Origin of the sequence: Novosphingobium sp. EMRT-2 (genome assembly GCF_005145025.1) — a bacterium.
Classification (GTDB): domain Bacteria; phylum Pseudomonadota; class Alphaproteobacteria; order Sphingomonadales; family Sphingomonadaceae; genus Novosphingobium.
Genome location: NZ_CP039696.1, coordinates 42,705 through 63,968, shown reverse-complemented (window position 1 = coordinate 63,968; position 21,264 = coordinate 42,705). Strand labels below are relative to the sequence as shown.

The window sequence follows — 21,264 nt, the reverse complement described above, 5'->3', positions numbered from 1 at the left end:
CATCAGAGTGTGCGCGACCAAGAGAAATCTTGGACGAACACGCCCAAGGGGTTCTGGTGAATTTGTTCTTCGGTGGTGGCCGAGCTGGGCGGCGCAACGCGGATCGTGACGAGCGCCCGCATTTTGGCCGGAGGCTGGATAGGCTGGCCTTGCCGATCGCGCTCCGTCTCTGTCCAATCGACCTGCCAAGAGGTCTTTGTTTGCTGAATCACCGACGCGATTTCGACCGATACAGTTTCCCGCGCCGCACGGGCGAAGGGCGTATTGTCGGGGTCGCCGTTGAGATAATCGGTCATCTTCGCCAATGCCGGGTCATTGGGCGCGAGCATCCCATACACCCGGAAAATGGCTTGCTTTTGGAGTTCAACGTCAGCCGTCACCATGCGGGCCGACTGGATGAAGGAACCGACTTGCGCTTGCACTACGCGCGCATCGACCGGCGAAGCCATATCGGCCCGCTGGGCGGCCACCGCGTCCCCCAGCGAGTCCACGCGGACCACGTAGGGAATGAATTTCGATTGACTGCCAATCGCTATGATGCCGCCGACAGCGGCGAGGACGATCAACATCGAGAGGATCGCCATAGTCTGCCACAAGCGCCGCGAGGCAGCGATGCCGCCGACATGCTCATTCCATTGACGCCGCGCGTTCAGATAGGGGTTGGGATCAACCGGGGCGCTTTCAGCAGATCGCCCCCGCAGCTTGTCAAACAGACTCATGCAGCTTCTCCGAGGTATTGGGGGCCGCCGCCGTGCGGCCGACATTGATGCTGGTTGGAACGCCACGGATGGACAGCCATTCGTTGACCCATGCCGGGCCGTAGGACGCTTCAAGGGCCTTGATCGTGGCGATGGATTCCTTGTCGGTCGCGCCGACGAAGGACAGAGCCACGGGGCCTAGCGCCAGCTCAAAGAGCCGCCGCCCCTGTTCCGAGAGATAATAATATTGGCGTTTGGGGATGGCCGTCGCCAAGATTTCAATCTGGCGTGTATTGAGGCCCATGCGTCTGTAGAGCTGGGCGGTATCGTCATCACGCGCATAGACGTTCGGCAGGAAAATCTTGGTCGCGGTGGACTCCACGATAACGTCAAGGATGCCTGAATTTGCGGCGTCAGACAGGCTTTGCGTTGCCATGAGAACAAGGCAGTTGGACTTGCGCAGCACCCGGAGCCATTCGCGGATTTTGGCCCGGAAGGCGGGATGCCCCAGCATAATCCACGCTTCATCAAGGATGATCGCGGCAGGCTGGCCCTTCAAAGATCGCTCGATACGCCGGAACAGATAGAGGAGGACCGGGAGCGCGTATTTTTCACCGAGGTTCATCAGCTCCTCGACTTCAAACACGGTAAATTCCGACAGGCTAAGGCCGTCATGCTCCGCATCGAGAAGATGGCCCATAGAGCCATCCACCGTGTAGGTGCGGATCGCCTCGCGCACCGTTTCATCCTGAATCGTGACCACAAATTCAGAGAGGGTCTTGCCCCCGCTGGCGTGCATATTGACGATGGCGTTGCCGATTTCGTTGCGCTGGGCGGGCGTTGTCGCCACGCCGTTGAGGGCTAGGATTGTGTCGATCCAATCCATTGCCCACGCGCGATCGGACTTGGTTTCGAGGAATTGGAGCGGGCAGAAGGCAAGTTTTTCGTCATCCCCCGCGACGGTGAAATGCGCTCCACCTACCGCCTTCGCCAGCGGGTAGAGCGACAGGCCCTTATCGAAAGCGAAAATGGACATGCCGGGATAGCGGCGGAGCTGGGCGGCGAGCAGGCCGAGCAGCGTTGATTTGCCCGCACCCGTGGGGCCGAAGATGAAGCTATGGCCCACGTCGCGGACGTGGAGATTGAGCCGGAACGGCGTAGAGCCGTTGGTGACGCCAGACATGAGCGGGGGCGAGCTGGGCGGATACATCGGGCACGGCGCATGATCGAGGCCGGTCCATATCGAGCTTGTCGGCATCAGGTCGGCTAGGTTCATGGTGTTGATGATCGGGCGGCGGACATTTTCGACGCCATGCCCCGGCAGCGTGCCCAAGAACGCCTCTAGGTTGTTCACCGTCTCGATACGGGCGGCGAAACCGAGCGCGTTGATAGCCTTTTCAAGCTGGCGGGCGGCCAGCTCTACCTTGTCGCGGTTTTCGTCCATGAGGACGACGACGCCGGTATAGTAGCCTTGCGCGATCAGGCCGGAGTTGACCTCCTCCAATGCGTTGTCAGCATCGGCCACCATCGAAAGGGCGTCCTGATCTATCTTGCCGCTATTGGTCTGGAAAACCTGATCGAAGAAGCCGCGAACCTTTTGCCGCCACTTTTTGCGGAAATCTTCAAGGTGCTTTTTGGCCTCATGCAAATCCATGAAAATGAACCGCGTGGACCAGCGATATTCAATCGGCAGCTCGCCCAGCGCCGAGAGGATGCCCGGCGTTGATTCCATCGGGAAACCTTCGATCGCTACCGTCTGGACGAACTTGTTGCCGATGCGCGGGATTATGCCCGTCCACATTTCGACACCGCCGATGATGGAATCGAGATACATCGGGTTCGTGGGCAGCACGACCGGCTGATTTTTGCCGGTGACGCAGAATTGCAGCCACCGCAAAAAGTCGTCGTGCGTCACGGTCGAGCCGTCCTCGCTCTCGACCTTGTGACCGCGAAGGCGGGTCAGCTTCACGGCCGAAGACAGGCGGCTTTCAAACGTGGTGATTTCGCGCTTGAAGCGTTCAACCAGGTCGGCCGTGCGTTGCTTGTTGTTCGGCCGTTCCCGATCGTCGTCAAACATCAGCTCGACAAATTTTTGCTCCGCGATGACCGGAGGGAAATAGGTCGCGGTGACGACGAAATAGCCCTCATACATGGTGCCGAGGGACTGGAACAATTCGCGCCGTTCCTGATCTATGGCTTCCGTCACGGCGTCAGGGAAATGCGATAGCCCCGCAGCCGAGTAGGCAGGAGCTGGACGGCGCGGGGCGTCAACGTGGATCATCCAGCCATTGCCCAGCCCGGCGAGAGCTTGGTTGATCCGAAAGCTGACCATATCGCGCTGGCGGTCGGTGGAGCTGGCGTTATCGTCGCCCTCATAAATCCATGCGGCCATGAAGGAGCCGTTTTTGCCGACGATTACGCCGTCATCCACCATCGCCCCGTAATTGAGCAGATCGGCAAGGCCCTCGTCCTTGGAGCGATAGCGCGCCAGCTTGCGTTCAGCGGCGTTTGCAAAGGACGCAAAGGCGAGGACAGCGAGCAGAACCGCACCGAAGATCGCTATTACGACAACGACTGTCTGGATCATTTTTTCTTCCCCGGTTGCCGATAGCGGCGGAATTGCAGGCGGCCGTTCTTGCGAAAGGGCGTGGAGTGGGCGGGGTAGTAAGGGCGGTAGGTGCGGTGCCGCAGGTAAACGAACCGCATCAGCGGGTCCGACTTGGCCATGAGGCGGCAAGCCCACACGCCAAGAAACCAGATCAGGAGGCCAGCGGTCCAAGCCTTCAATGAATTGATGGCCGGAACGATCAGTGCCATCGACGCTAGGCCGGTGGCCATCACTAGCTCCCGGTCCCCACCCAAAAATAGATTGTTGCGGACGCCAGAACGGCGAATAGGCACTGATCGCAGAGCCATGATAGCGGCCCTCCCCTTTAGCCCGCCAGCGCGGGCGCAGCGTTGCCGGTGATGACCGCGCCGCCGCCCGTGATGGAAGACAGGACCGAGTTTGCGCCGACGAGCATCGAGGCGACGAGAACGATCAGCAGCAGCGTGCGGACGAAGCCGTTGAGGTCGCCGCCGAAGATCAGGACACCACCGGCAACGACGATGCCGACGAGGGCGAAGGTATAGCCGACGGTGCCCGTCATCGACTGGCGAACCTTGGTCATATAGGATTCATAGGGCAGGCCGCCCGTGGTATCGGACGCCCAAGCCGCGTGCGGCCACATCAGGAGCAGGACAAGCGCCAGCCCCAGCATACCCCAAACGAGCGCCTTACGGCGGGCGTCGGCGTCATTCCAAAACAACGTCATATGTCTTGCTCCTTCACAGTTTGCGCAAAATGTATTTCCCATCCACGTAGCCCCCGACTTCCAGCAGGCTTTCAATGCGGCGACCCTCTGGCGTGCGCGCGATGTGGACGATCAAATGCACCGCATCACCAATCAGCGGCTCGATCGGCCGTGGTGAATCAGGGTGCATACTGATGAGCATTTGGAGCCTGCTAAGGCCCGCTTCGGCGTTGTTGGCGTGCAGCGTTGCCGCCCCGCCCTCGTGGCCGGTGTTCCACGCCATAAGGAGGTCAAGGGCTTCCGGGCCGCGAACCTCGCCCACTAGGATACGATCGGGGCGCATCCGCAGGGTTGTCTTGAGCAGCGCCGTCATGGAAACTTGCGGCGACGTGTGGAACTGGACGTAGTTTTCAGCGGCGCATTGAATCTCGCCGGTATCCTCAATGATTACGAGCCGTTCGGTCGGGTCCGCGTCCACCATCCCGTTGATAATGGCATTCACTAGCGTTGTTTTGCCGCTGCCGGTGCCGCCAATCACCAGAATGTTGCGGTGCGCGCGGATAGCCTCATGGATGAGGCTGCATTGCTCCGCCGTCATAATCCCGCCCTCTACATATTGTTCGAGGGTGAAGATCGCCACGGCGCGCTTTCGGATGGCGAAGGTCGGCGCGGGCACGACCGGGGGCATCTGCCCGGCGAAGCGAGAGCCATCTATGGGAAACTCGCCTTCCAGAACTGGCGAAGCCCGCGTCACTTCCTTGTTGTGGTAGCCAGCGACCGCTTTAACGATCGCCTCGGCCCGGCTTGGCGCGACCGTGCCGATGCAGATCATGCGTTCGCCAAGGCGTTCCAGCCATAGCTTGCCATCGGCGTTCAGGATCAGCTCTACGGTTTTGGGATCGGCAAGCGCATCCAACATAAGCGGTTGCATCGAGCGGCGAAGCATTTCCTTCGCACGCTCTTTTACCGTATCTTGAGCGGGTTCCCCCTTCGCCTGCATGAAGCTCCGTCCCTGCCAAAACAAAATGGACGCAAGGGATATACCGGAATTTTCATGTAGGCAACCAGAACGATTGCAAAGAATTAGGTTCAGATCGGGGGGATTGTCAGGACCGGCGCAACTTAGCGTGGGCAGCCTTGTGCCATTGTGCTATCTGGAACGCTTGGTGATCCGTGACGATAGCGGAAACGCGCTTATAACCGGGAGGAAGCCCCAGCTTTTTATCTTCTCTTGATAAGGTATCGGCTAGGCTGGCGTCCCAGCCATCGGTGCCGATTGGCGGCGGTTCCAGCAGCGCGACAAGCGGGACTTCCAGAGCATTTGCGATGGCGGCGATTGTTTCGAGCGACGGGTTTCCCTTACCGGCTGTAACGTCAGATACGAAGGACACAGACAGCCCCGCATTTTCCGCGAGGTCTTTTTTCTTGAGCCGTCTTAGGGCCAAGAAGCGGTTAATGTTGATGGCGAGAACCTTCCGATACACAGGTTCGGTTTCTTTCTTCCGCAAGGGTGTTGGTTTTAGCCGCTAAAATTCCGGGTGGCCGCGTGAGGATATGACGGCGCGCGCCAGAAAGGAAGCGGCTATGCGACTTTATCTGAATGTTAGTGGTGCCGTTATCGAACAAAACCGGCGATTCGTGCGTGCGCGCCTCCCGGTTGTTCCCCTAGTCCGTAGAAGACAAAACCGGAGCTGGCAGGGTCAAGATTGAGCTTCCTTAAAATCCTCTTTGGCGTTCAAATGAGCGAAACGGTTTAGTGCCCGCCGGCGGTTAAGATTTCTGTTGGCAGACAGATCGGCTCGGACGAATTTCAAAAGAATCGGCTATGGGGGCATGGGGCTGGCATTACTTGGACGATGCCGGTTGTCTGCAAACACAAGCTCATGCAGACGTTGAGTGCCACGCCAGAACTAAGAGTGATGGCGCTAATTCAAACTCTTTTTCTATGCGTGTCTTTGGGCCATTGTCATAAAATTTTCAGTGCTGAATTGCCAGAACCTTTAATGTCCGTTAAGCCGGGGCATTATGGCGACTCACACGCAACCTAAACCTTCCACTCTGTCCCAGCGCAAACGCGCGAAGGCGCAGAGCGAGCAGGGCTATAAGCGCATGAGTATGGCCTTGTCCCCTAAAGCCGTCGAGATCGTGGAGAGGGTGAAAGCCAGCAAGGGTTTCACGTCCCGCGAGGCCGCAATCAACGCGATCCTAGAGCGGATCGGGGACGATATGTTTCTGCAACAGGAGTTTCTGGCCGTGAGTGGATAAAGAAATGCCCGGCACGAAGCCGGGCACCCTCAAAACCGCTTGTGTGGGACAGCGCGCCAACGCTGAACACTCCATACAATTTCCCACTTAGCGGTTTTCGGACTTCGGTTCAAGGGCGCTTGATTCGCGCAACGGGATTTTTTTGCCTGCCTCCCGGCCCTTCGCAAAGGAGGGACGACGATGAGTTACGCCAAAGAGATAGGAGCTTTCCAAATCGGGGAGCTGCTGGATACGATCAGCGCCAAAGCCTACGGGGATAAGAGCCGGAGCCGGAAAGGCAGGCGCAGGGACGGCGATCATGTTCGAGCCAACAGCAAGGAAGCTGGCGGCACCGTGGAAAGGGCGTTTTTGGCAACGCGGGACAAGAAGACCCGCAAAGGCTGCTGGCACGCTGTTAATCTGGCGTTTGAAAAGGGGCGTGTCCTTCGCGTTCAGTTGCGGAAGGAGCCGCGCGAGGCGACCGAATTTGAACGGGCCTGCATGAACATCACCAATTCAGCGGTGCGGGTCTATAAGGCCCTGCTGCGGATGGAGGAGCGTTTCAGGGGCAACGTGATCCCCAGCTACGAAATGATTGCAGATTGGGCAGTCGTTTCGCGGGCCAGCGTCGGCCGCGCGATCAAGGCGCTTGGTGAAATCGGGCTGCTGGCCCGGCTACGGCGCTATATCCGGCATATCACCGAGGCGGGCGCACGATCCGAGCAGACTTCCAATGCCTATCGCATCGACATGCCGCGCGAGCTGCTGAACATGCTCGAACGTCATGCCCGCCCTGCCCCGGTCCCTGATGACGAGGCGGAACGCCAGAGAGGGCGGCTTGAGGAAACGGCTTGGATGCTCTCACGGTTGAGCAAGGCCGATTACATACGGGAAACCACAACGGACAAGGCGATGGCGGAAACCCTCGTGCGCTTGTGGGAGGGCATTTGCGCACGCGATGGAGAGGCAGCTTAACCCGTGAGTCTCAAAAAGCTCCTGAAGCACCCCTTGAGTTTATTTGTTTAAGGTGAATCGGAGTTGCGCTAGTCGCGCAACACGTAATTGAAACTGTTTGAACACCAAAAAGGGGGTAAGGCCCCGATTTGGGGGCCGGTTCTCGCGCTCAATTGAGGCGGGAAAATCGGCCCTATGGTAATTGCGGCGCGGCAAGCAAATATGCCTTGCGATGGAGGTCATTTTAGCGGCTAAAAGATGGTCATGGCGGGCGAGCATAACTTGACGGCAACCGGGAAACGTCCAATATATCGGATATGGCCGGGCTATGGTGCCAAGGTCGAAACCGGAGAAGTCCGATGAACACTCATAAGGGAATTGCCGCCGCTTTGGTTGGCGAGGACGATCGACTCATGTTCCTGCCCCGGCTGTTCGGGCTGGCGCGCATGATCGAGGCCGAGGCTATCACCTATGGCTATATGTCCAAGCTGTCCGCCGACTACACGGGCGCATATTGGCATTTCTACACCCTATCGAATGGCGGCTTTTACATGGCCCCGGACGGTCAGGCTCAATATCATCTGGCGTGGGATGAAAAAGGCTTCTCCGGCGACGTGTCGGCCGATGCAGCGGGCCTTATAGCCACGTTGTCCATGCTGGCCCACATGCACGAAAAATACGACGACGATCATTTTGCCCGGCTCTATGTGCGCGCTTACGGCTATGCCGCGCGACATGCAGAGGCGGCGGTGATCGCGGCGGCGGTCGATTAAGGGCGCTTGGGGGGCGAGTGCCCCCCTTCCCTTCCCCAGCCATCGGACATATTCATAGGTTGCCTGCCTTGAGGAGCAACGCCAACGAAGGAACAGACGCGCGCATGACAGACGTTCGGCCAGATTGCCTATTGCCCGCCGATCAGGGGTGGCAGCAGCCGACGCCGGAGGAGGTCAGGACGATCCTCAAAGCGGCGGATATGACTGGCGGCACGGCATCGCGCTTCTTGGGCTTGAGCAATACGCGCGTAATCCGGCGCTGGACGGGCGGCGAGGATCAGATTCCTTATTCGGCATGGGCGTTGTTATGCGCAGCGGCAGGGCTGGGAAATATTTGGGAACGCCAGAAAGGGGATTTTAGCGGCTAAAATTATTCCGCATTGGACTTTACGAGGGCTTGACACGGCTTGGGATGCTGTCATTATATCGGTTGTGACCGGGCAACCCGCCAAGGTCGAAACCGGAGTATTCCGATGAAAGCCAAGTTTCCCCCGCTGTCCGCGCGCCGCGTGGTCCTGCGGTTCCCCAATCCTCCGCCTGCATGGGAGGGCCGTCGCGTGGATCATGTCATTCTGGCGGTCTGGACGATCGGAATCCTGATCTGGACCGTAGCCCGCTTTATCATCCCGGTTGTCGTTTTCTGGCAGTTCCTGCGGATGCTCTGGTATTGGAACACACCGGATGTTCATGCCGGTTGGCAGTTCCTTGCCTATTACGCGGTCTATATCGCCCTCTACATCTTTTTCGGCGTGTATGAGCCGAAGCTATACCGCGAGAAGAATCGCGGCAGGCCCAATGGATAAACGCTTGAGCGCGTCAGCCTTTGAGCGAGCTGCTGGACAGCTCATTATCGCAGCGCGACCGCTCGAAATGGCGCGGGCTGTTCTGGTGGACGGCGAGGCTCAATCGGCCGTGGCGAAGCGCGAAGGCGTATCACGCAATGCCGTTTGTCTGGCGGTCAACCGGATTTGGGATGCCCATAGCGAGGTTCCCGAAGGTTTCGAGCGCGTGACGGCGGTTTTACCGAAACACAAAGCCTTCCTTGTGCGGCAATGGCAGCGCGAGGCGGTCAGGAAATTGGACGCCAAATGATGAAAACACTTGTCATAGCGAACCAGAAAGGCGGCGTTGGGAAGACTTCAACGACCGTGCATCTTGCTTATTACTTCAAAGAGCAAGGATTGAAGGTCGCGGTTATTGATTTGGACACCCAAGGAAACGCCAGTTTCACCCTTGGCGAATATGATAGCGGAGCCTTGGCGAGCAGCCTCTTTGATGGCGTGTCACAATTCGACCAGGCTAACGCCGATGGGATTGCGGTCTTTTCCGCCGATGGCCGGTTAGCCGATCTTGAGAAACTAGATCTTGGGGAAGCGGCGGGCGCGTTCAAGCGCAGTCTGGCCGTGATCGCGGCGCAAGGCTTTGACGTGTGCCTGATCGACACCCCCCCTTCCCTTGGCGTCAGAATGGCGGCGGCGCTGCTATCGGCCGACTTCGCGGCCTCGCCTATCGAGCTGGAAGCCTACAGCTTGCAGGGCATCCAAAAGATGGTGACGACGATCGCCAATATCCGGCGCGCGAACCCGGCGCTGCAATTCCTTGGAATGATTCCGAGCAAGGTTGACGGGCGGAACCCACGTCACGGGCAGCACCTTGACGAGCTGACCAGTGCCTATCCCCAGTTGGTCATTCCAACGCCGATCGGGAACCGGAGCAGCGTTGCGGACGCGCTGGCGTCGGGCGTCCCGGTTTGGTCGATCAAACGGACTTCGGCGCGGAAAGCGGCGCAGGAAATGCGAGCGATGGCCCGCCACATTCAAGAGAAAATGGAGATTTGACGATGGCCGAGAACACCGAGGACAAGAAGCCGGGCAAATCGTCCACCAAGGCCCCTCAGAAGCCCGTGCGGGCGTCGGGGCTGGGGTTGGAGGGGTTGGGCGACCTTTCGGGCCTCCTCGCCTCTCCTGCGGCCCCGGAGGGCGGTTCAGGGGCACCGCTCGAATTGGAGCTGGCGCTGATTGACGAAGACCCGCACCAGCCCCGCAAGCAGTTTGATGAAAATTCGCTGGCGGAAATGGCCGAGACGATCAGGGCGCGCGGCGTGAAAACGCCGATTTCCGTTCGCCCGAACCCGAAAGTTGAGGGCCGCTATCTCATAAACCACGGCGCGCGGCGCTATCGCGCATCGCTTTTGGCCGAGAAGGCGACGATTCCGGGTTTCATCGACCCGGATTATACCGAGGCCGATCAGGTCATTGAGAATTTGCAGCGAGACGCCCTCACGGCCCGCGAGATTGCCGACTACATCGGCCGCGAGCTGGCGAACGGGAAAAAGAAGGGCGAAATTGCGAAGGCCATCGGCAAATCACCGGCCTTTGTCACCCAGCACGCGACCTTGCTCGATTTGCCGGAGCCGATCGCCAAGGCGTTCCAAGGCGGGCGGTGCAGGGACGTGACGTTGATCTATGACCTTGTGGGCCTCCACAAGAAGCATAGCGAGGGCGTGGCGCGTTGGCTGGCCGATGCCGATCAGGAGATTACGCGCGGCTCCGTGCGGCTCTTGAAGGAGTTTCTTGAGGCCAATTTGGGCGACGAGGGCGATCAGGACGGCGAAGGCGCGGGCGACGACGAGGGGAACGGCGGAGCTGGTGACGATGCCGGGGCCGAGGGCGGGAAAGAGCCGAAGGAGGAAGACCCGCTAAAGCTGAAAAAGGCCATTGTGCAGGTTGTCCATAGCAAGCGCCCTGCCCGCTTGATCCTGAATAAGCGGCCGTCGCGGGATGGCGTGGCATGGATCAAGTATGAGGACAGCGGCGAGGAGGCCGAGGTCGACCTTGGGAAAATGCAGCTCGTTGCCGTTCTTGAAGGATGATCCAATGAACAAAGAGGATGATTGGCAACCGATAGAGTCCGCCCCCTCTGGCGTTTCGATCCTTCTTGCTTGGACCAAGCCCGGAAACTGGCAAAAGTATAATGAGGGGCTGGATTGGGTTTGGTGCGCAGGGGAATTGGTCGATGGGGAATGGCAGGAAGGCCCCTACGGGCAACCCGACTGGTGGATGAAAGACCCCCCTCCCCCGCCCGACATGCGCTAAGATCGAGGATAGGCCCCGCTTTTGCGGGGCCTTTTCTATGGTGCGCGACATGAAAAACCGGATATAGTGGCCGCTCGAAATTTTAGCGGCTAAAAAGGACGGCTATGCAGGACACCCCGAACGCGGACCCCGACAGGGTTTCCTTGGACGAGGGCACGGGCGACCCACAGGCGGACGCAGATCGCTTGCTAGACGAGGCGCGCACGCTGGACAGTCAGGAGGAGGCGGCTATCGCCACCGCCCCGACCGAGGAAACCTATAACGCCCAGCTACAGGCCGTTATTGAGGAGAAGGTGGAGCAGGCAAACCAGATCGAGGACCGCCTAGAAAGCATGATGGAACAGCAAACCGCACGTTTGCAGCAAATCCAGCAGCAGCCCCCCGGATTCTTGGCGTTCCCCGGCAAGCGCCTCGCGTGGCAGGCCCGGATTGCCAATGCGCAGGCGGCCGTGCAGCGGATCGCGCTAAGGCTGGAAGCCGTGCGCGAAATCCGCGACGGCATGGCCGTTCACGGCCCGCGCGTGGAGACGATCGCAGCGGCCAAGCTCGAATATCGGGAGCCGAAACTTGCCGACGATTTTGAGGAGTTGATGCAGGCGCGCCGGTTGCATGAGCTGCACACCCGCGCCGAGCGAGAGAAAGAGCAGATCAGGGAAAAGACGATCGAGCGCGGCGCGGACGATCGGAAACCGGCAGGGCGCACGCTCGCGCGCGGGCTGGCAAAAGACGCCGGGTAGATCGCCGCTACCCCGATCAATGGTGGAACAGCGCCGCAGCCAGCACGACCAACGCGGCGAACAGCGTCAGGCCGGAGGCTAGGAGATTGCGGTTGGCGACGGCGCGGCCATCGTTCAGGGGCTTTTGCAGCCCTGTCCCGATATGTTCCCCGACTTCCTTGATGATTGCCTTGGCGGCGGCTTCCATGCGTTCTGTCATGGCCGCTTCCGAGGCATCCAGCGCCGCGTTCAGCACCGATTCCGCCTTGTCGGTGATGGCGATCGACCAGCGATTGCTCATTTCTTCCAGCTCGCTTTTGAAGGCGCGTAGCTGTTCTTCCTGCGCATCCGCGCTTTCGCCCAGCAACATCGCATTGATGGTTTGGAGGATCATCAAGGGATCATCAGGGGCCAGCGTTACCCCGTTCTGGCGCGAGATTTCCGCGATCAACGCCGCGATTTTTTCGTGATCGGCCATCAGACAACCTTGGCCTTATCGAGTTCAGCAAAGACGGCATCACGAACGCGGCCGAGGCGGTGACGCTGCATCAAGGGTATGTCGCCGTCGCCCAGCGCCTCCTCAAAGGTCTTGCGAGCTGCCAGCATGTCCCGCACGTCCGCCCCGAAGGTTTCCTTTCTCAGATCGGGCAGGGTGACGATCGCGGCCACGCGGTCCTTTAGCTCCCGGTAGGCTTTGAGCTGTTCAAAGCTCTTGCCCTCTGCCTCTACCGGACCATGATAGGGGTTAAGCCACACGACGATTGCAGCCGGATCGGGGAAGGCATCGGCTACCGAGGCAAAACCTTGAAGCGTGTCAATCAGGGCTTGGCCGCCTACGACGATGGTATGCAGGATCAGCTTATGACCCAGATCGGCAATCACTTCCGGCGCGCCGTTGTCGAACATATAGGAGGACAAGGCGCTGTAGCTGCTCGCGCCGCTGTCAATGACCACCGATTCCTTGGAACCGGCGATCATTTCCATCATCGCGTCGAACTTGCGCGGGTTGATGTCGCCATTCTCCAGCAGCTCGACCTTGGAGACGTTGAGGGACTGGAACCCGGCGAGGGTGGCGTTGATCGGATCGGTATCAATGCAGAGGGGACTTTCACCGCGCTTCACCAGATATTGCGCCAGCATCGACGCGGCGAGCGATTTGCCCACGCCACCCTTGCCCTGCAAAACTATGTGGACGTTGCTCATATCAAATCTTCCTTCTTCGGGGTGGCGGGGTGATTGAAGCGCGTCGGCTTGGGCCGGGGCGGCGGATCAGCGTCGGCCGATGGGGAAGGGGAGGGCGGCGCTGGCGCTGCCTTGGGCGGTTCGGCAGTCGCGGGCGCGCGATACCGGCGAACGAATTTGACGAACCACGGATAGCCGAAGCCAATGCGGCCTTCTTCGGTCAGCAGCTCCCAAATCCCCCGCAGCGGCCAGCCTTCCGCAATGGCCGCGTCAATGTCTGATCGAGCGGCGAGGAATTGGGCGAGGTTGCGGTTTTTGCCCCCCGGCTCCCTCGTTGCCGCCCGTTCCCGCAGTCGTTCCGTGAAAGGCTTCTTGTTCTCGCTCATTCCCAGCCCCGCTAATTTGCAGCGCGCCTATCGGCTCTAAATCATTCTCAAAACGGCGCGAAACCGGCTCCATACCGGCTTATTCACGCTATATCGGTTGTTTTTGGCAGATTACGGCCTGCCCGGCTAGATATTTTCGAGGGTGAACGATATAGAGCCTATTATTATCTGGTGTTTGAACGTCGAAGACGGGGCAGGATAGGTAATGGAGGCATCCACGCAAGCGCGGACACCCCCATTACTCTCCCTTATTCGCGCCGGGGGCGCTCAACGGGAATCCTGCTCTGCGAGGCCGTCGCTACCGCAACGAAGGGGAGTGATTTGAACGACAAGCCCAAGGCCAAGCGGGAGCGGCACCACGTCAAAATATGGTGCAGCGCAGAGGACAAGGAGGCGATTGAAGCCGCTGCGAAGGCCAGCGGGTTGAGTGCGTCGGCCTACTTGCGCGTCCTTGGGCTAGGGCATCAACCGCGCCCCATGATCGACATTGAACAGGGCCGCGAGCTGGTGCGCGTCAATGGCGACCTTGGGCGTCTTGGCGGTCTGTTGAAGCTCTGGCTTACCGACGACGCCAAGTTGGAGGAAATGGCACCCGAACGGATGCAGGGCATCATTCGCGGCGTGCTGTCCAAGATTGAGGCCAATCAGGAGGAGCTTTCCTCCATCATCCGAAAGCTCTTGCGGTCCCGGCAAGATTTTAGCGGCTAAAAAAAGGGCCGCACGGATGATCGCAAAACACGTCCCTATGAAGGCGACCGCCAAAAGCGATTTTGGCGGGTTAGTGCGATACATCACAAGCGCGCAGGGGCGTGATGAGCGGGTAGGCTTGGTGACTATCACCAATTGCCAAGGGCAGACGCCAGAGGATGCGGCGCAAGATGCAATGTTTGTGCAGGCGGCGAACCAGAGGGCCGCGTCCGATAAGACATACCACCTGATAATTTCCTTCCGACCCGGCGAGACACCGAGCGCGGAGGTATTGCGCGACGTGGAGGAAAAGATTTGCGCCGCGCTGGGTTATGCGGAGCATCAGCGCATTAGCGCCGTTCATCACGACACCGACAACACGCACATTCATCTGGCGATCAACAAGGTTCATCCCACGCGGCACACCATCCACACGCCGTTGCGGGATTACAAAACGCTGGCCGTCATGTGCGCCCAGCTTGAAGCGGCGCATGGGTTAGAGCGCGACAACCATGAAAGCCGGAAGCGCGGCGGTGCGAACCGCGCTGGGGACATGGAGCAGATCGCGGGCACGGAAAGTCTGATAGGCTGGGCGCAGCGGAATTGCGCCGAACCTTTGAAGGCCGCCGCGAGCTGGACCGAGCTGCACCAGATCGCGGCCGACTTCGGCTTGTCCGTGCAGGCGCGGGGTAACGGCCTGATATTCGCGGCGATGGACGGCACAGCGATCAAGGCCAGTTCGATCGCGCGCGAGCTGTCAAAAGGGGCGCTCGAAAAACGCTTGGGAGCCTTTCAGGACGCGCAGGGCAGGGCAGGGGCATCGAAGGCCCGGCAGACCTACGAAAAGCGCCCCCTGCCTTCTCGTATCGACACCAGCGCCCTATTCGCAGCCTACCGCGCGCAGCAAGGCACGCGGGCCGACCGTCGAAAGAACGAGCTGGCCGAGGCGGCCGCCAAACGTCACGCCGCGATTGAACAGGTGAAGCGCATCGGCAGGACGAAGCGCGCGGCGATAAAGCTGCTAGGTGGCGGCCCGGCTGTTAAGCGCCTCAATTACGCACTGGCGGCACGATCCACCAAGGCCGCGATCGACAAGATTGTTGCCGCCCACGGGTGCGAACGGGAGCGCATCACGGCCCGCAATACCCGGCGCGGGTGGAACGATTGGCTACAGGAGCAGGCGAAGGCGGGCGATCAGACCGCCCTTGAGGCGCTGCGCGCGCGGGAGGGACGGCGCAGCGCCCCCAAGGACGCCTTGCATGTTGCAGCCATGCCGAGCGCAGCCCATCCCGCAGCGATCCGGCAAGACCACATCACGAAGCGGGGAACGATTATCTATCGCACGGCCAATGCAGCGGTGCGCGATGATGGCCAGCGCCTTCACGTCTCGCGCGGGGCGCAGATCGAGGGCGTTGTTGCCGCCTTGCGGCTCGCGCACGAACGCTATGGCGATCGGCTCGCGATCAGCGGCAGCGATCAATTCAAGGCCCTTGTGGTGGAAGCCGCCGCCCGTTCGGCCATGCCCATCACATTCGCGGACCCCGATCTAGAGGCCCGCCGTCAGACCATCAGGCAAGAGGAGCGCGACCGTGACAGACAAATCGCTGGACGAGGAGATAGAGGCGGCGCTGGCGTTGCTGGGCGAAACGCCGTCAATGGCGCTGGACGAGACGCCAGCACCACAGCACCAGGTCGAAATGGGACATTCCGACCCGGAGCCGTCAGAGCCGCAGGAACCGACGCCGGAATCGGCCGCGCAGCCGGAGGAGCCAGCGCCTCCGCCGATGGCGCTGGCCCCGCACAGCCCGCCAGAAATGGACATTCTCGCGCCGGAGGAGCCGAGGCCGCCAGCGAGCGCGCCGTTAAGCCCAACATTGGCCGCATTGGACGAAAACCGCCGCCCGAAAGCCGAGGTCATTTGCGCGACCTGTCCCAACTCGGTGTGGTTCAGCACGCCGAGCGAGGTGGCTTGCTATTGCCGCGTCATGTTCATTCAGACGTGGACGACCAAAAAGCCGGGCCAGATCGTCCTATGCGACGGAGCGACCATAGGGAGCGACTGACCGAAGATCAGTTGCGCGCAGCGGATAAATACATTGCCGAACGCAATGCGAAGCGGCACATTGGAATGGATATACCCGCGCATCGGCTGTTCACTGGCGATCATGGACCGCTGATTTACGCCGGAACGCGACAAGTCGAAGGGCAGAAATTGATACTCCTAAAAGATGGCGCTGACATGCTTGTGCTGCCCGTGGATGCGCGCAGCGCCGCGCGCGCGGGCAAGCTGGCGGTAGGTGCGGCGATCGACGTTGCCAGCAACGGCACCGTGAAAAGCAAGGGGCGCAGCCGGTAACGGCGGCGAGAAGGGCGAGGACATGGCAAAGAAGCGCAACACCGCCATAGGGCCGCAAGTTCGGGAGCGCGGACGGACTGGCGGCAATCGCCCGCTGTTGGCGGCTCTTGTTTCCGGTTCCGCTCTCGGAGGCTTATGGAGCGCAACGCAGATGTTCGCGCACCAGATGGCCTATCAGGCGACCTTGGGGCCGAACGCGGGCCACATATATGCCCCGTGGCGTTTCCTCCAATGGTTCAGCAAATGGAGCGAGGTTCCGGCGCTGAAACCCGCCTTCGGGCAGGCCGTGGGCGTCGGCACCGTGGTTTTCGGCGTGGGCGTCCTGATAACGGCCGCCGTTAAGCTGGCGAAATCGAACGCCGGGAAGGGCAATGCCTATCTGCACGGATCGGCGCGCTGGGCCGACATGGACGACATTCGCGCCGCCGGTCTCGTTGATAACGATGGGGTCTATATCGGCTCGTATGTGCAGAAGGACGGGAAGACCGTCTATTTGCGACATTCCGGCCCGGAGCATTGCCTTACCTATGCCCCGACGCGATCGGGCAAGGGCGTGGGCCTTGTCATCCCTACGCTGCTTTCATGGCCGCATAGCGCCGTCATCACCGATTTGAAGGGCGAGCTATGGGCGCTGACAGCCGGTTGGCGGAAGAAGCACGCTAACCAGATCGTCATGCGGTTTGAACCGGCCAGCTCGCGCGGGAGCGCCCGCTGGAATCCGCTGGATGAAATCAGGATCGGCACCGACAACGAGATTGCAGACGTTCAGAACCTCGCAACGCTGATAGTGGACCCGGACGGGAAGGGGCTGGAAAGTCACTGGCAAAAGACTTCGCGGGCGCTTTTCGTGGGCGTCATTCTGCACGCGATCTACAAGGCCAAGCATGGCGGCAACCCGGCGACGATGGCCGAGGTTGACGCCTTAATGTCCGACCCGACGCGACCCGTTCAGGAGCTTTGGGAGGAGATGGTGACATTCGGCCATTTGCCGGGAGGGAAAAATCATCCCGTTGTCGGCCGCGCCGCGCGCGATCAGCTCGACCGCCCCGACGACGAAGCGGGATCAGTCCTGTCCACCGCCAAGAGCTACATCGAGTTGTATCGTGACCCGGTTGTGGCGACCAACACCGCCGCTTCCGATTTTCTCATTCGTGACCTGATGAACAGCGAGAAGCCGGTTAGCCTCTACATCATCACCCAGCCCACGGATAAGGACCGGCTGCGCCCGCTTGTCCGCATCATGCTCAACATGATGGTGCGTATCCTCGCCCCCAAACAGGAGTTCGATGAGGGCCGGGTAGTGCCGAGCTACAAGCATCGCGCGCTCTTTATGATTGATGAGTTTCCCAGCCTTGGGAAACTCGAAATCATTCAGGAATCTTTGGCGTTCGCTGCTGGCTATGGCCTCAAATTCTACCTGATTTGTCAGGACACCAACCAGCTTAGGAGCCGCGAAACAGGCTATGGGCCGGATGAGCTGATAACTTCCAACACCCATATTCAGAACGCCTATCCGCCGAACCGTCTTGAGACGGCCGAGCATCTTTCCAAGCTCACAGGGCAGACCACCGTTCTTAAAGAGCAAATCACCAAAAGCACCGGACGCGGGGGAGGGGGCTTCTTTGGCGGCACCGTGTCCAAGACGGTGCAGGAAACCCAACGCCCGCTTTTGACGCCTGATGAGTGCCAGAGGATGCCGGGGCCGAAGAAGAACGGGGACGGCGACATTACCGAGGCGGGCGACATGCTGATTTATGTCGCGGGCTACCCCATGATCTACGGCCGTCAGCCGCTCTATTTTGAAGACCCGATATTCCTCGCGCGCGCGCAGGTTCCCGCACCGGATCGGAGCGACACGATCCGGGCCAACCAAGCGCCCAAGCCGCCCGAATCTGGCCGGAGGATCAAGCTATGAAGCGGCCGAGCTTCGCCAAGATCAGCCGCTATGCAGTTTGCGGCGTGGCCGGGGCCATGCTCGCCATGCTTGGCGCGAAGGCGGCGGGATTCCGCTTCAATGCTACGCCGAGCATCCCGGTAGGCATCTATCGGGCGACAGGTGGCACCGCGCAAAAAGGCGACCTTGTGGCGTTCTGTCCGCCCGCAGCGCCGCCCTTTTTGGAGGCGTTGCGTAGGCGCTACATCGAACCCGGCGACTGCCCCAGCGGCAGCTATGAAATGTTGAAGCGGATTTTAGCCGCTAAAGGCGACCGCGTAGAGATTGGCCGGGAGGGCGTGCGGATCAACGGCCGCCTAGTGCCCTACAGCGCGCCCCAGCTTGCCGATGGGGCAGGGCGGCCCTTGCCCCAGCTCGCTACCGATTGGACGCTTGGCGAAGGGGAAATCCTTGTGCTTGGCGATAGCGCGGCGTCGTTTGATGCCCGCTATTTCGGGCCGATCAGCGCGCGCCAAGTGACCGCTCCCCTCAAACCCGTTGTGACGTGGTGATGGCATGAGCGGAGAAATCATCGTCATTGCTGAAAAGCCCGAATTGGCGCGGGCCATTGCCGAGGGCCTTGGGGGAGGGAAGCGGCAAGATGGCTTCATAGATTGCGGCCGTCATTATGTGACATGGGCAATCGGCCACATGCTTGAGCTGGTGGACCCGCAAGACCCGTGGAGCATGGAGGCGTTGCCGATCAGCTTCATCCCGTGGGAGAAGCGGCCAGTTGCCAAGACTGGCGGCCAGCTCCGCACCATCGGCAAATTGCTCAAATCGGCGCAGAGCGTCATTCACGCGGGCGACCCCGATGATGAAGGCCAGCTTATCGTTGACGAGATTCTGCAATGGGCCGGAAGCCGGTTGCCGGTCCAACGGCTGCTAATCAATGACAACAACCTAAAGGTTGTGCAGCGGGCCTTGGCCACTATGCGGGACAACTGCGAATTTGCCGGGCTGTCCGCATCGGCCGAAGCCCGTAGCGTCGGAGATTTGCTTTATGGCGTGAACATGACGCGCGCCTATACCCTTGCGGCGCAGGCACGCGGGTTTCAGGGCGTCCTTAGCGTCGGCCGCGTGCAAACCCCGATCTTGGGCCTTGTGGTGCGGCGTGACCGCGATTTTGAGGCGCACACCAAGAGCTATTATTACACGGTATCGGGCCAGTTCGGATTTGCCGGGCAGACCTTCCCCGCCCGCTATCAGATCAAGGACGGCGACCCGGTTGACGAGCAGCGCCGTCTGATCGACCGCAATTTTGCCGCCGCGATAGCGGGGGCGGTGCAGGGGCAACCGGCACGCATCGCCAGTGCGAAGACAACGGCGAAAGAGGCAGCGCCGCCGTTGCCCTACAATCTCTTGAAGCTGCAAACCGATGCCGCGCGCAAGTTTGGCTACAAGCCAAATCAGGTGAAGGACATTACGCAGGCGTTGCGCGAGAAACACCGGCTTATCACCTACAACCGCAGCGATAGCGAATATTTGAGCGATGAGCAGCACGCCGACGCCCCCGGCGTTCTGGCGGCGATCGCCGCGACAGTCCCCATGCTGGCCGCGATCGCGCAGCGCGCGGACCCGGCGATCAAAAGCCGGGCCTTCAACTCGCAAAAGGTATCGGCGCATCACGCGATCATCCCGACCGAAGCCACCGCCGACTTTTCCGCGCTGACGGAGCCAGAGCAGCGAATCTATATGCTGATCGCGCGCGCCTATGTTGCGCAGTTCTGGCCCGCCAATCACTATGACCAGACCGAAATCGAGATCGAGGTTGCAGGCCATACCTTCGCCGCACGCGGCAAGGTTGTGACCAAGCCGGGGTGGACGGTCCTCTATAAGAACGATGTGGGCAATGAGGACATTGCCGAGGACGAGGACACCCTTGCCGCCGACTTGCGTTCGATCGCGCAGGGCATGACCGGGCAATGTCTTTCGGCCAGCGCCGACCAGCAGGAAACCAAGCCCAAGCCGCTCTACACGATGGCCACGCTTTTGACCGACCTAACGCGGGTGGCAAAATATGTGCGGGACGAGCGGCTTAGAAAGCTCCTGATCGAGAAGGACAAGGGGAAGGCGGGCGAGCATGGTGGCATCGGCACCCCGGCGACCCGCGACAGCATCATAGCCACGCTTTTCGAGCGCGGATTTTTGGTCGAGAAGGGCAAGAATATCGTCAGTTCCCCGCAGGCGCGTGCGTTCTACGACGCCTTGCCGGATCAGGCGAAATTCCCTGACATGACCGCCATTTGGCACGAACAGCAGCGGGCCATTGCCGAGGGCAAGAGCGATTCCATGACATTCGTTCGCGGACTGGCCGATTATGTCGGCCGTGAGGTCGCGCGCGTGAAGGAGCAGGGCCTTGCCATAGCGATCGACGCGCCGCCCTGTCCCTCATGCTCCAAGCCGTTGCGCCGGATCAAAGGCAGCAAGGGCTATTTTTGGTCCTGCACCGGATATGCCGACGGCTGCAAATTCACCGCCAATGACAAGGCGGGCAAGCCGGAGCTGGTGAAGGCTTCCGCGCCTGCGCCGTCGCAGCAGCACAAATGCCATGCGTGCGGCGCTGGCCTTGTGCGGCGTCCTTCCGCGAAAAAGAAGGGGGCCTTCTGGTGGAGTTGCAGCGCCTATCCCGGCTGCAAGCAGACCTATTTCGATAACAAGGGACAGCCCGATTTCAGCAAAGGAGAACGAGCATGACGGATCAGCCCAACGGACAGGACGTGCCCACTCTTGACGAGCTGGTGACGCGCAAACTTGCCGATGCCGAGATTCCCGGTGCGGTTGTCGAGTTCGATCCAGAGGAGGCGGAGAGGGCAGGGGCCTTTGTCGAGGACGCCATGAGCGAGGATGACGCGCGCGAGGCCGAGGAAGGGCTTGAGGGTGACGCGGAGCCGATCGCCACGGGACGCGGCGAATTGATCGCGGCAGCGCGCAGCGCCGACTAATC

23 protein-coding genes are annotated in these 21,264 nt (G+C 60.4%); 14 read left to right on the top strand and 9 right to left on the bottom strand.

All coding sequences use genetic code 11. The features are described 5' to 3' along the window. Positions 1 to 2: 2 nt before the first annotated feature. The 6 genes from FA702_RS18150 to FA702_RS18125 all read right to left on the bottom strand — a co-directional run bounded on the left by FA702_RS18150 (position 3) and on the right by FA702_RS18125 (position 5,499). Positions 3 to 719 (bottom strand): VirB8/TrbF family protein, encoded by a 717-nt coding sequence (locus FA702_RS18150; protein ID WP_136957558.1) that lies wholly within the window; start codon positions 717 to 719, stop codon positions 3 to 5. Continuing rightward, positions 706 to 3,285, bottom strand: a complete 2,580-nt coding sequence (locus FA702_RS18145; protein WP_136957557.1) for a VirB4 family type IV secretion/conjugal transfer ATPase — start codon at positions 3,283 to 3,285, stop codon at positions 706 to 708. The genes FA702_RS18150 and FA702_RS18145 overlap by 14 nt, the downstream gene beginning before the upstream one ends. Next, the gene (locus FA702_RS18140; protein ID WP_136957556.1) at positions 3,282 to 3,614 is read right to left on the bottom strand and encodes a conjugal transfer protein TrbD; all 333 of its coding nucleotides are present in this window, start codon (positions 3,612 to 3,614) and stop codon (positions 3,282 to 3,284) included. The genes FA702_RS18145 and FA702_RS18140 overlap by 4 nt, the downstream gene beginning before the upstream one ends. A gap of 17 nt (positions 3,615 to 3,631) precedes the next feature. Continuing rightward, a complete protein-coding gene (locus FA702_RS18135; protein WP_136957555.1) occupies positions 3,632 to 4,012 on the bottom strand; it encodes a TrbC/VirB2 family protein in 381 nt (126 codons plus the stop codon). A gap of 13 nt (positions 4,013 to 4,025) precedes the next feature. Beyond that, entirely contained in the window at positions 4,026 to 4,991 is a 966-nt protein-coding gene (trbB, locus tag FA702_RS18130; protein ID WP_136957554.1) for a P-type conjugative transfer ATPase TrbB, read from the bottom strand. 106 nt (positions 4,992 to 5,097) lie between these two features. Next, entirely contained in the window at positions 5,098 to 5,499 is a 402-nt protein-coding gene (locus FA702_RS18125) for a helix-turn-helix domain-containing protein (RefSeq protein ID WP_136957553.1), read from the bottom strand. Positions 5,500 to 6,436: 937 nt separating this feature from the next. Between FA702_RS18125 and FA702_RS18115 the strand changes: the two genes are divergently transcribed. The 8 genes from FA702_RS18115 (at position 6,437) to FA702_RS18080 (ending at position 11,794) form a co-directional block, all read left to right on the top strand. Beyond that, positions 6,437 to 7,210, top strand: coding sequence for a winged helix-turn-helix domain-containing protein (locus tag FA702_RS18115; protein WP_136957551.1), 774 nt, complete (start codon positions 6,437 to 6,439; stop codon positions 7,208 to 7,210). Positions 7,211 to 7,602: 392 nt separating this feature from the next. After that, entirely contained in the window at positions 7,603 to 7,962 is a 360-nt protein-coding gene (locus FA702_RS18110; RefSeq protein ID WP_136957550.1) for an antirestriction protein, read from the top strand. A 104-nt stretch (positions 7,963 to 8,066) separates the two neighbouring features. Beyond that, positions 8,067 to 8,330, top strand: coding sequence for a KorC repressor protein (locus FA702_RS18105; RefSeq protein ID WP_136957549.1), 264 nt, complete (start codon positions 8,067 to 8,069; stop codon positions 8,328 to 8,330). Between the two features lie 105 nt (positions 8,331 to 8,435). Then, complete coding sequence (gene kleE, locus FA702_RS18100; RefSeq protein ID WP_136957548.1) at positions 8,436 to 8,765, top strand: KleE stable inheritance protein; 330 nt, start codon at positions 8,436 to 8,438, stop codon at positions 8,763 to 8,765. After that, positions 8,758 to 9,054 (top strand): TrfB-related DNA-binding protein, encoded by a 297-nt coding sequence (locus FA702_RS18095; protein WP_136957547.1) that lies wholly within the window; start codon positions 8,758 to 8,760, stop codon positions 9,052 to 9,054. Before kleE ends, FA702_RS18095 begins: the two co-directional genes overlap by 8 nt. Then, positions 9,054 to 9,800 (top strand): ParA family protein, encoded by a 747-nt coding sequence (locus FA702_RS18090; protein WP_136957579.1) that lies wholly within the window; start codon positions 9,054 to 9,056, stop codon positions 9,798 to 9,800. Before FA702_RS18095 ends, FA702_RS18090 begins: the two co-directional genes overlap by 1 nt. 2 nt (positions 9,801 to 9,802) lie before the next feature. Beyond that, positions 9,803 to 10,834, top strand: a complete 1,032-nt coding sequence (locus FA702_RS18085; protein ID WP_136957546.1) for a ParB/RepB/Spo0J family partition protein — start codon at positions 9,803 to 9,805, stop codon at positions 10,832 to 10,834. A 327-nt stretch (positions 10,835 to 11,161) separates the two neighbouring features. After that, a complete protein-coding gene (locus tag FA702_RS18080; RefSeq protein WP_136957545.1) occupies positions 11,162 to 11,794 on the top strand; it encodes an IncP plasmid survival protein KfrC family protein in 633 nt (210 codons plus the stop codon). Positions 11,795 to 11,810: 16 nt separating this feature from the next. Here FA702_RS18080 and FA702_RS18075 read toward each other — a convergent pair whose 3' ends face one another. Genes FA702_RS18075 through FA702_RS18065 form a run of 3 tightly spaced genes read right to left on the bottom strand, consistent with a single transcriptional unit; the run spans position 11,811 to position 13,341 of the window. Then, positions 11,811 to 12,251, bottom strand: a complete 441-nt coding sequence (locus FA702_RS18075; RefSeq protein WP_136957544.1) for a conjugal transfer protein TraM — start codon at positions 12,249 to 12,251, stop codon at positions 11,811 to 11,813. Next, positions 12,251 to 12,976, bottom strand: coding sequence for a conjugal transfer protein TraL (locus tag FA702_RS18070; RefSeq protein WP_136957543.1), 726 nt, complete (start codon positions 12,974 to 12,976; stop codon positions 12,251 to 12,253). The genes FA702_RS18075 and FA702_RS18070 overlap by 1 nt, the downstream gene beginning before the upstream one ends. Further along, positions 12,973 to 13,341: a TraK family protein gene (locus tag FA702_RS18065; protein WP_136957542.1), complete on the bottom strand. Its 369-nt coding sequence runs from the start codon at positions 13,339 to 13,341 to the stop codon at positions 12,973 to 12,975. Before FA702_RS18065 ends, FA702_RS18070 begins: the two co-directional genes overlap by 4 nt. Positions 13,342 to 13,662: 321 nt before the next feature. On the opposite strand from FA702_RS18065, the gene FA702_RS18060 reads away from it, so the two are divergent. The 6 genes from FA702_RS18060 to FA702_RS18035 are packed head-to-tail and all read left to right on the top strand — an operon-like array spanning position 13,663 to position 21,262. After that, entirely contained in the window at positions 13,663 to 14,049 is a 387-nt protein-coding gene (locus FA702_RS18060; protein WP_136957541.1) for a conjugal transfer protein TraJ, read from the top strand. A gap of 37 nt (positions 14,050 to 14,086) precedes the next feature. Beyond that, on the top strand, positions 14,087 to 16,384 hold the full coding sequence (gene traI / locus FA702_RS18055) for a TraI/MobA(P) family conjugative relaxase (RefSeq protein ID WP_255504834.1): 2,298 nt from the start codon (positions 14,087 to 14,089) through the stop codon (positions 16,382 to 16,384). Between the two features lie 22 nt (positions 16,385 to 16,406). After that, complete coding sequence (locus FA702_RS18050) at positions 16,407 to 18,299, top strand: type IV secretory system conjugative DNA transfer family protein (protein WP_136957539.1); 1,893 nt, start codon at positions 16,407 to 16,409, stop codon at positions 18,297 to 18,299. Further along, positions 18,296 to 18,829 carry a conjugative transfer signal peptidase TraF gene (gene traF / locus FA702_RS18045; RefSeq protein WP_136957538.1) on the top strand — a complete coding sequence of 178 codons (534 nt, stop codon included), beginning with the start codon at positions 18,296 to 18,298 and terminating at the stop codon, positions 18,827 to 18,829. Before FA702_RS18050 ends, traF begins: the two co-directional genes overlap by 4 nt. A 4-nt stretch (positions 18,830 to 18,833) precedes the next feature. Beyond that, positions 18,834 to 21,014: a DNA topoisomerase 3 gene (locus FA702_RS18040; RefSeq protein WP_136957537.1), complete on the top strand. Its 2,181-nt coding sequence runs from the start codon at positions 18,834 to 18,836 to the stop codon at positions 21,012 to 21,014. Continuing rightward, positions 21,011 to 21,262 carry a conjugal transfer protein gene (locus FA702_RS18035; RefSeq protein ID WP_136957536.1) on the top strand — a complete coding sequence of 84 codons (252 nt, stop codon included), beginning with the start codon at positions 21,011 to 21,013 and terminating at the stop codon, positions 21,260 to 21,262. Before FA702_RS18040 ends, FA702_RS18035 begins: the two co-directional genes overlap by 4 nt. Positions 21,263 to 21,264 lie beyond the last annotated feature (2 nt).

What these genes read in the sequence shown, in the direction of transcription:
- FA702_RS18150 (WP_136957558.1), bottom strand. Translation starts at nt 719, where the DNA reads ATGAGTCTGTTTGACAAGCTGCGGGGGCGATCTGCTGAAAGCGCCCCG.
- FA702_RS18145 (WP_136957557.1), bottom strand. Translation starts at nt 3,285, where the DNA reads ATGATCCAGACAGTCGTTGTCGTAATAGCGATCTTCGGTGCGGTTCTG.
- FA702_RS18140 (WP_136957556.1), bottom strand. Translation starts at nt 3,614, where the DNA reads ATGGCTCTGCGATCAGTGCCTATTCGCCGTTCTGGCGTCCGCAACAAT.
- FA702_RS18135 (WP_136957555.1), bottom strand. Translation starts at nt 4,012, where the DNA reads ATGACGTTGTTTTGGAATGACGCCGACGCCCGCCGTAAGGCGCTCGTT.
- trbB (WP_136957554.1), bottom strand. Translation starts at nt 4,991, where the DNA reads ATGCAGGCGAAGGGGGAACCCGCTCAAGATACGGTAAAAGAGCGTGCG.
- FA702_RS18115 (WP_136957551.1), top strand. Translation starts at nt 6,437, where the DNA reads ATGAGTTACGCCAAAGAGATAGGAGCTTTCCAAATCGGGGAGCTGCTG.
- FA702_RS18110 (WP_136957550.1), top strand. Translation starts at nt 7,603, where the DNA reads ATGTTCCTGCCCCGGCTGTTCGGGCTGGCGCGCATGATCGAGGCCGAG.
- FA702_RS18105 (WP_136957549.1), top strand. Translation starts at nt 8,067, where the DNA reads ATGACAGACGTTCGGCCAGATTGCCTATTGCCCGCCGATCAGGGGTGG.
- kleE (WP_136957548.1), top strand. Translation starts at nt 8,436, where the DNA reads ATGAAAGCCAAGTTTCCCCCGCTGTCCGCGCGCCGCGTGGTCCTGCGG.
- FA702_RS18095 (WP_136957547.1), top strand. Translation starts at nt 8,758, where the DNA reads ATGGATAAACGCTTGAGCGCGTCAGCCTTTGAGCGAGCTGCTGGACAG.
- FA702_RS18090 (WP_136957579.1), top strand. Translation starts at nt 9,054, where the DNA reads ATGAAAACACTTGTCATAGCGAACCAGAAAGGCGGCGTTGGGAAGACT.
- FA702_RS18085 (WP_136957546.1), top strand. Translation starts at nt 9,803, where the DNA reads ATGGCCGAGAACACCGAGGACAAGAAGCCGGGCAAATCGTCCACCAAG.
- FA702_RS18080 (WP_136957545.1), top strand. Translation starts at nt 11,162, where the DNA reads ATGCAGGACACCCCGAACGCGGACCCCGACAGGGTTTCCTTGGACGAG.
- FA702_RS18075 (WP_136957544.1), bottom strand. Translation starts at nt 12,251, where the DNA reads ATGGCCGATCACGAAAAAATCGCGGCGTTGATCGCGGAAATCTCGCGC.
- FA702_RS18070 (WP_136957543.1), bottom strand. Translation starts at nt 12,976, where the DNA reads ATGAGCAACGTCCACATAGTTTTGCAGGGCAAGGGTGGCGTGGGCAAA.
- FA702_RS18065 (WP_136957542.1), bottom strand. Translation starts at nt 13,341, where the DNA reads ATGAGCGAGAACAAGAAGCCTTTCACGGAACGACTGCGGGAACGGGCG.
- traI (WP_255504834.1), top strand. Translation starts at nt 14,087, where the DNA reads ATGAAGGCGACCGCCAAAAGCGATTTTGGCGGGTTAGTGCGATACATC.
- FA702_RS18050 (WP_136957539.1), top strand. Translation starts at nt 16,407, where the DNA reads ATGGCAAAGAAGCGCAACACCGCCATAGGGCCGCAAGTTCGGGAGCGC.
- traF (WP_136957538.1), top strand. Translation starts at nt 18,296, where the DNA reads ATGAAGCGGCCGAGCTTCGCCAAGATCAGCCGCTATGCAGTTTGCGGC.
- FA702_RS18040 (WP_136957537.1), top strand. Translation starts at nt 18,834, where the DNA reads ATGAGCGGAGAAATCATCGTCATTGCTGAAAAGCCCGAATTGGCGCGG.
- FA702_RS18035 (WP_136957536.1), top strand. Translation starts at nt 21,011, where the DNA reads ATGACGGATCAGCCCAACGGACAGGACGTGCCCACTCTTGACGAGCTG.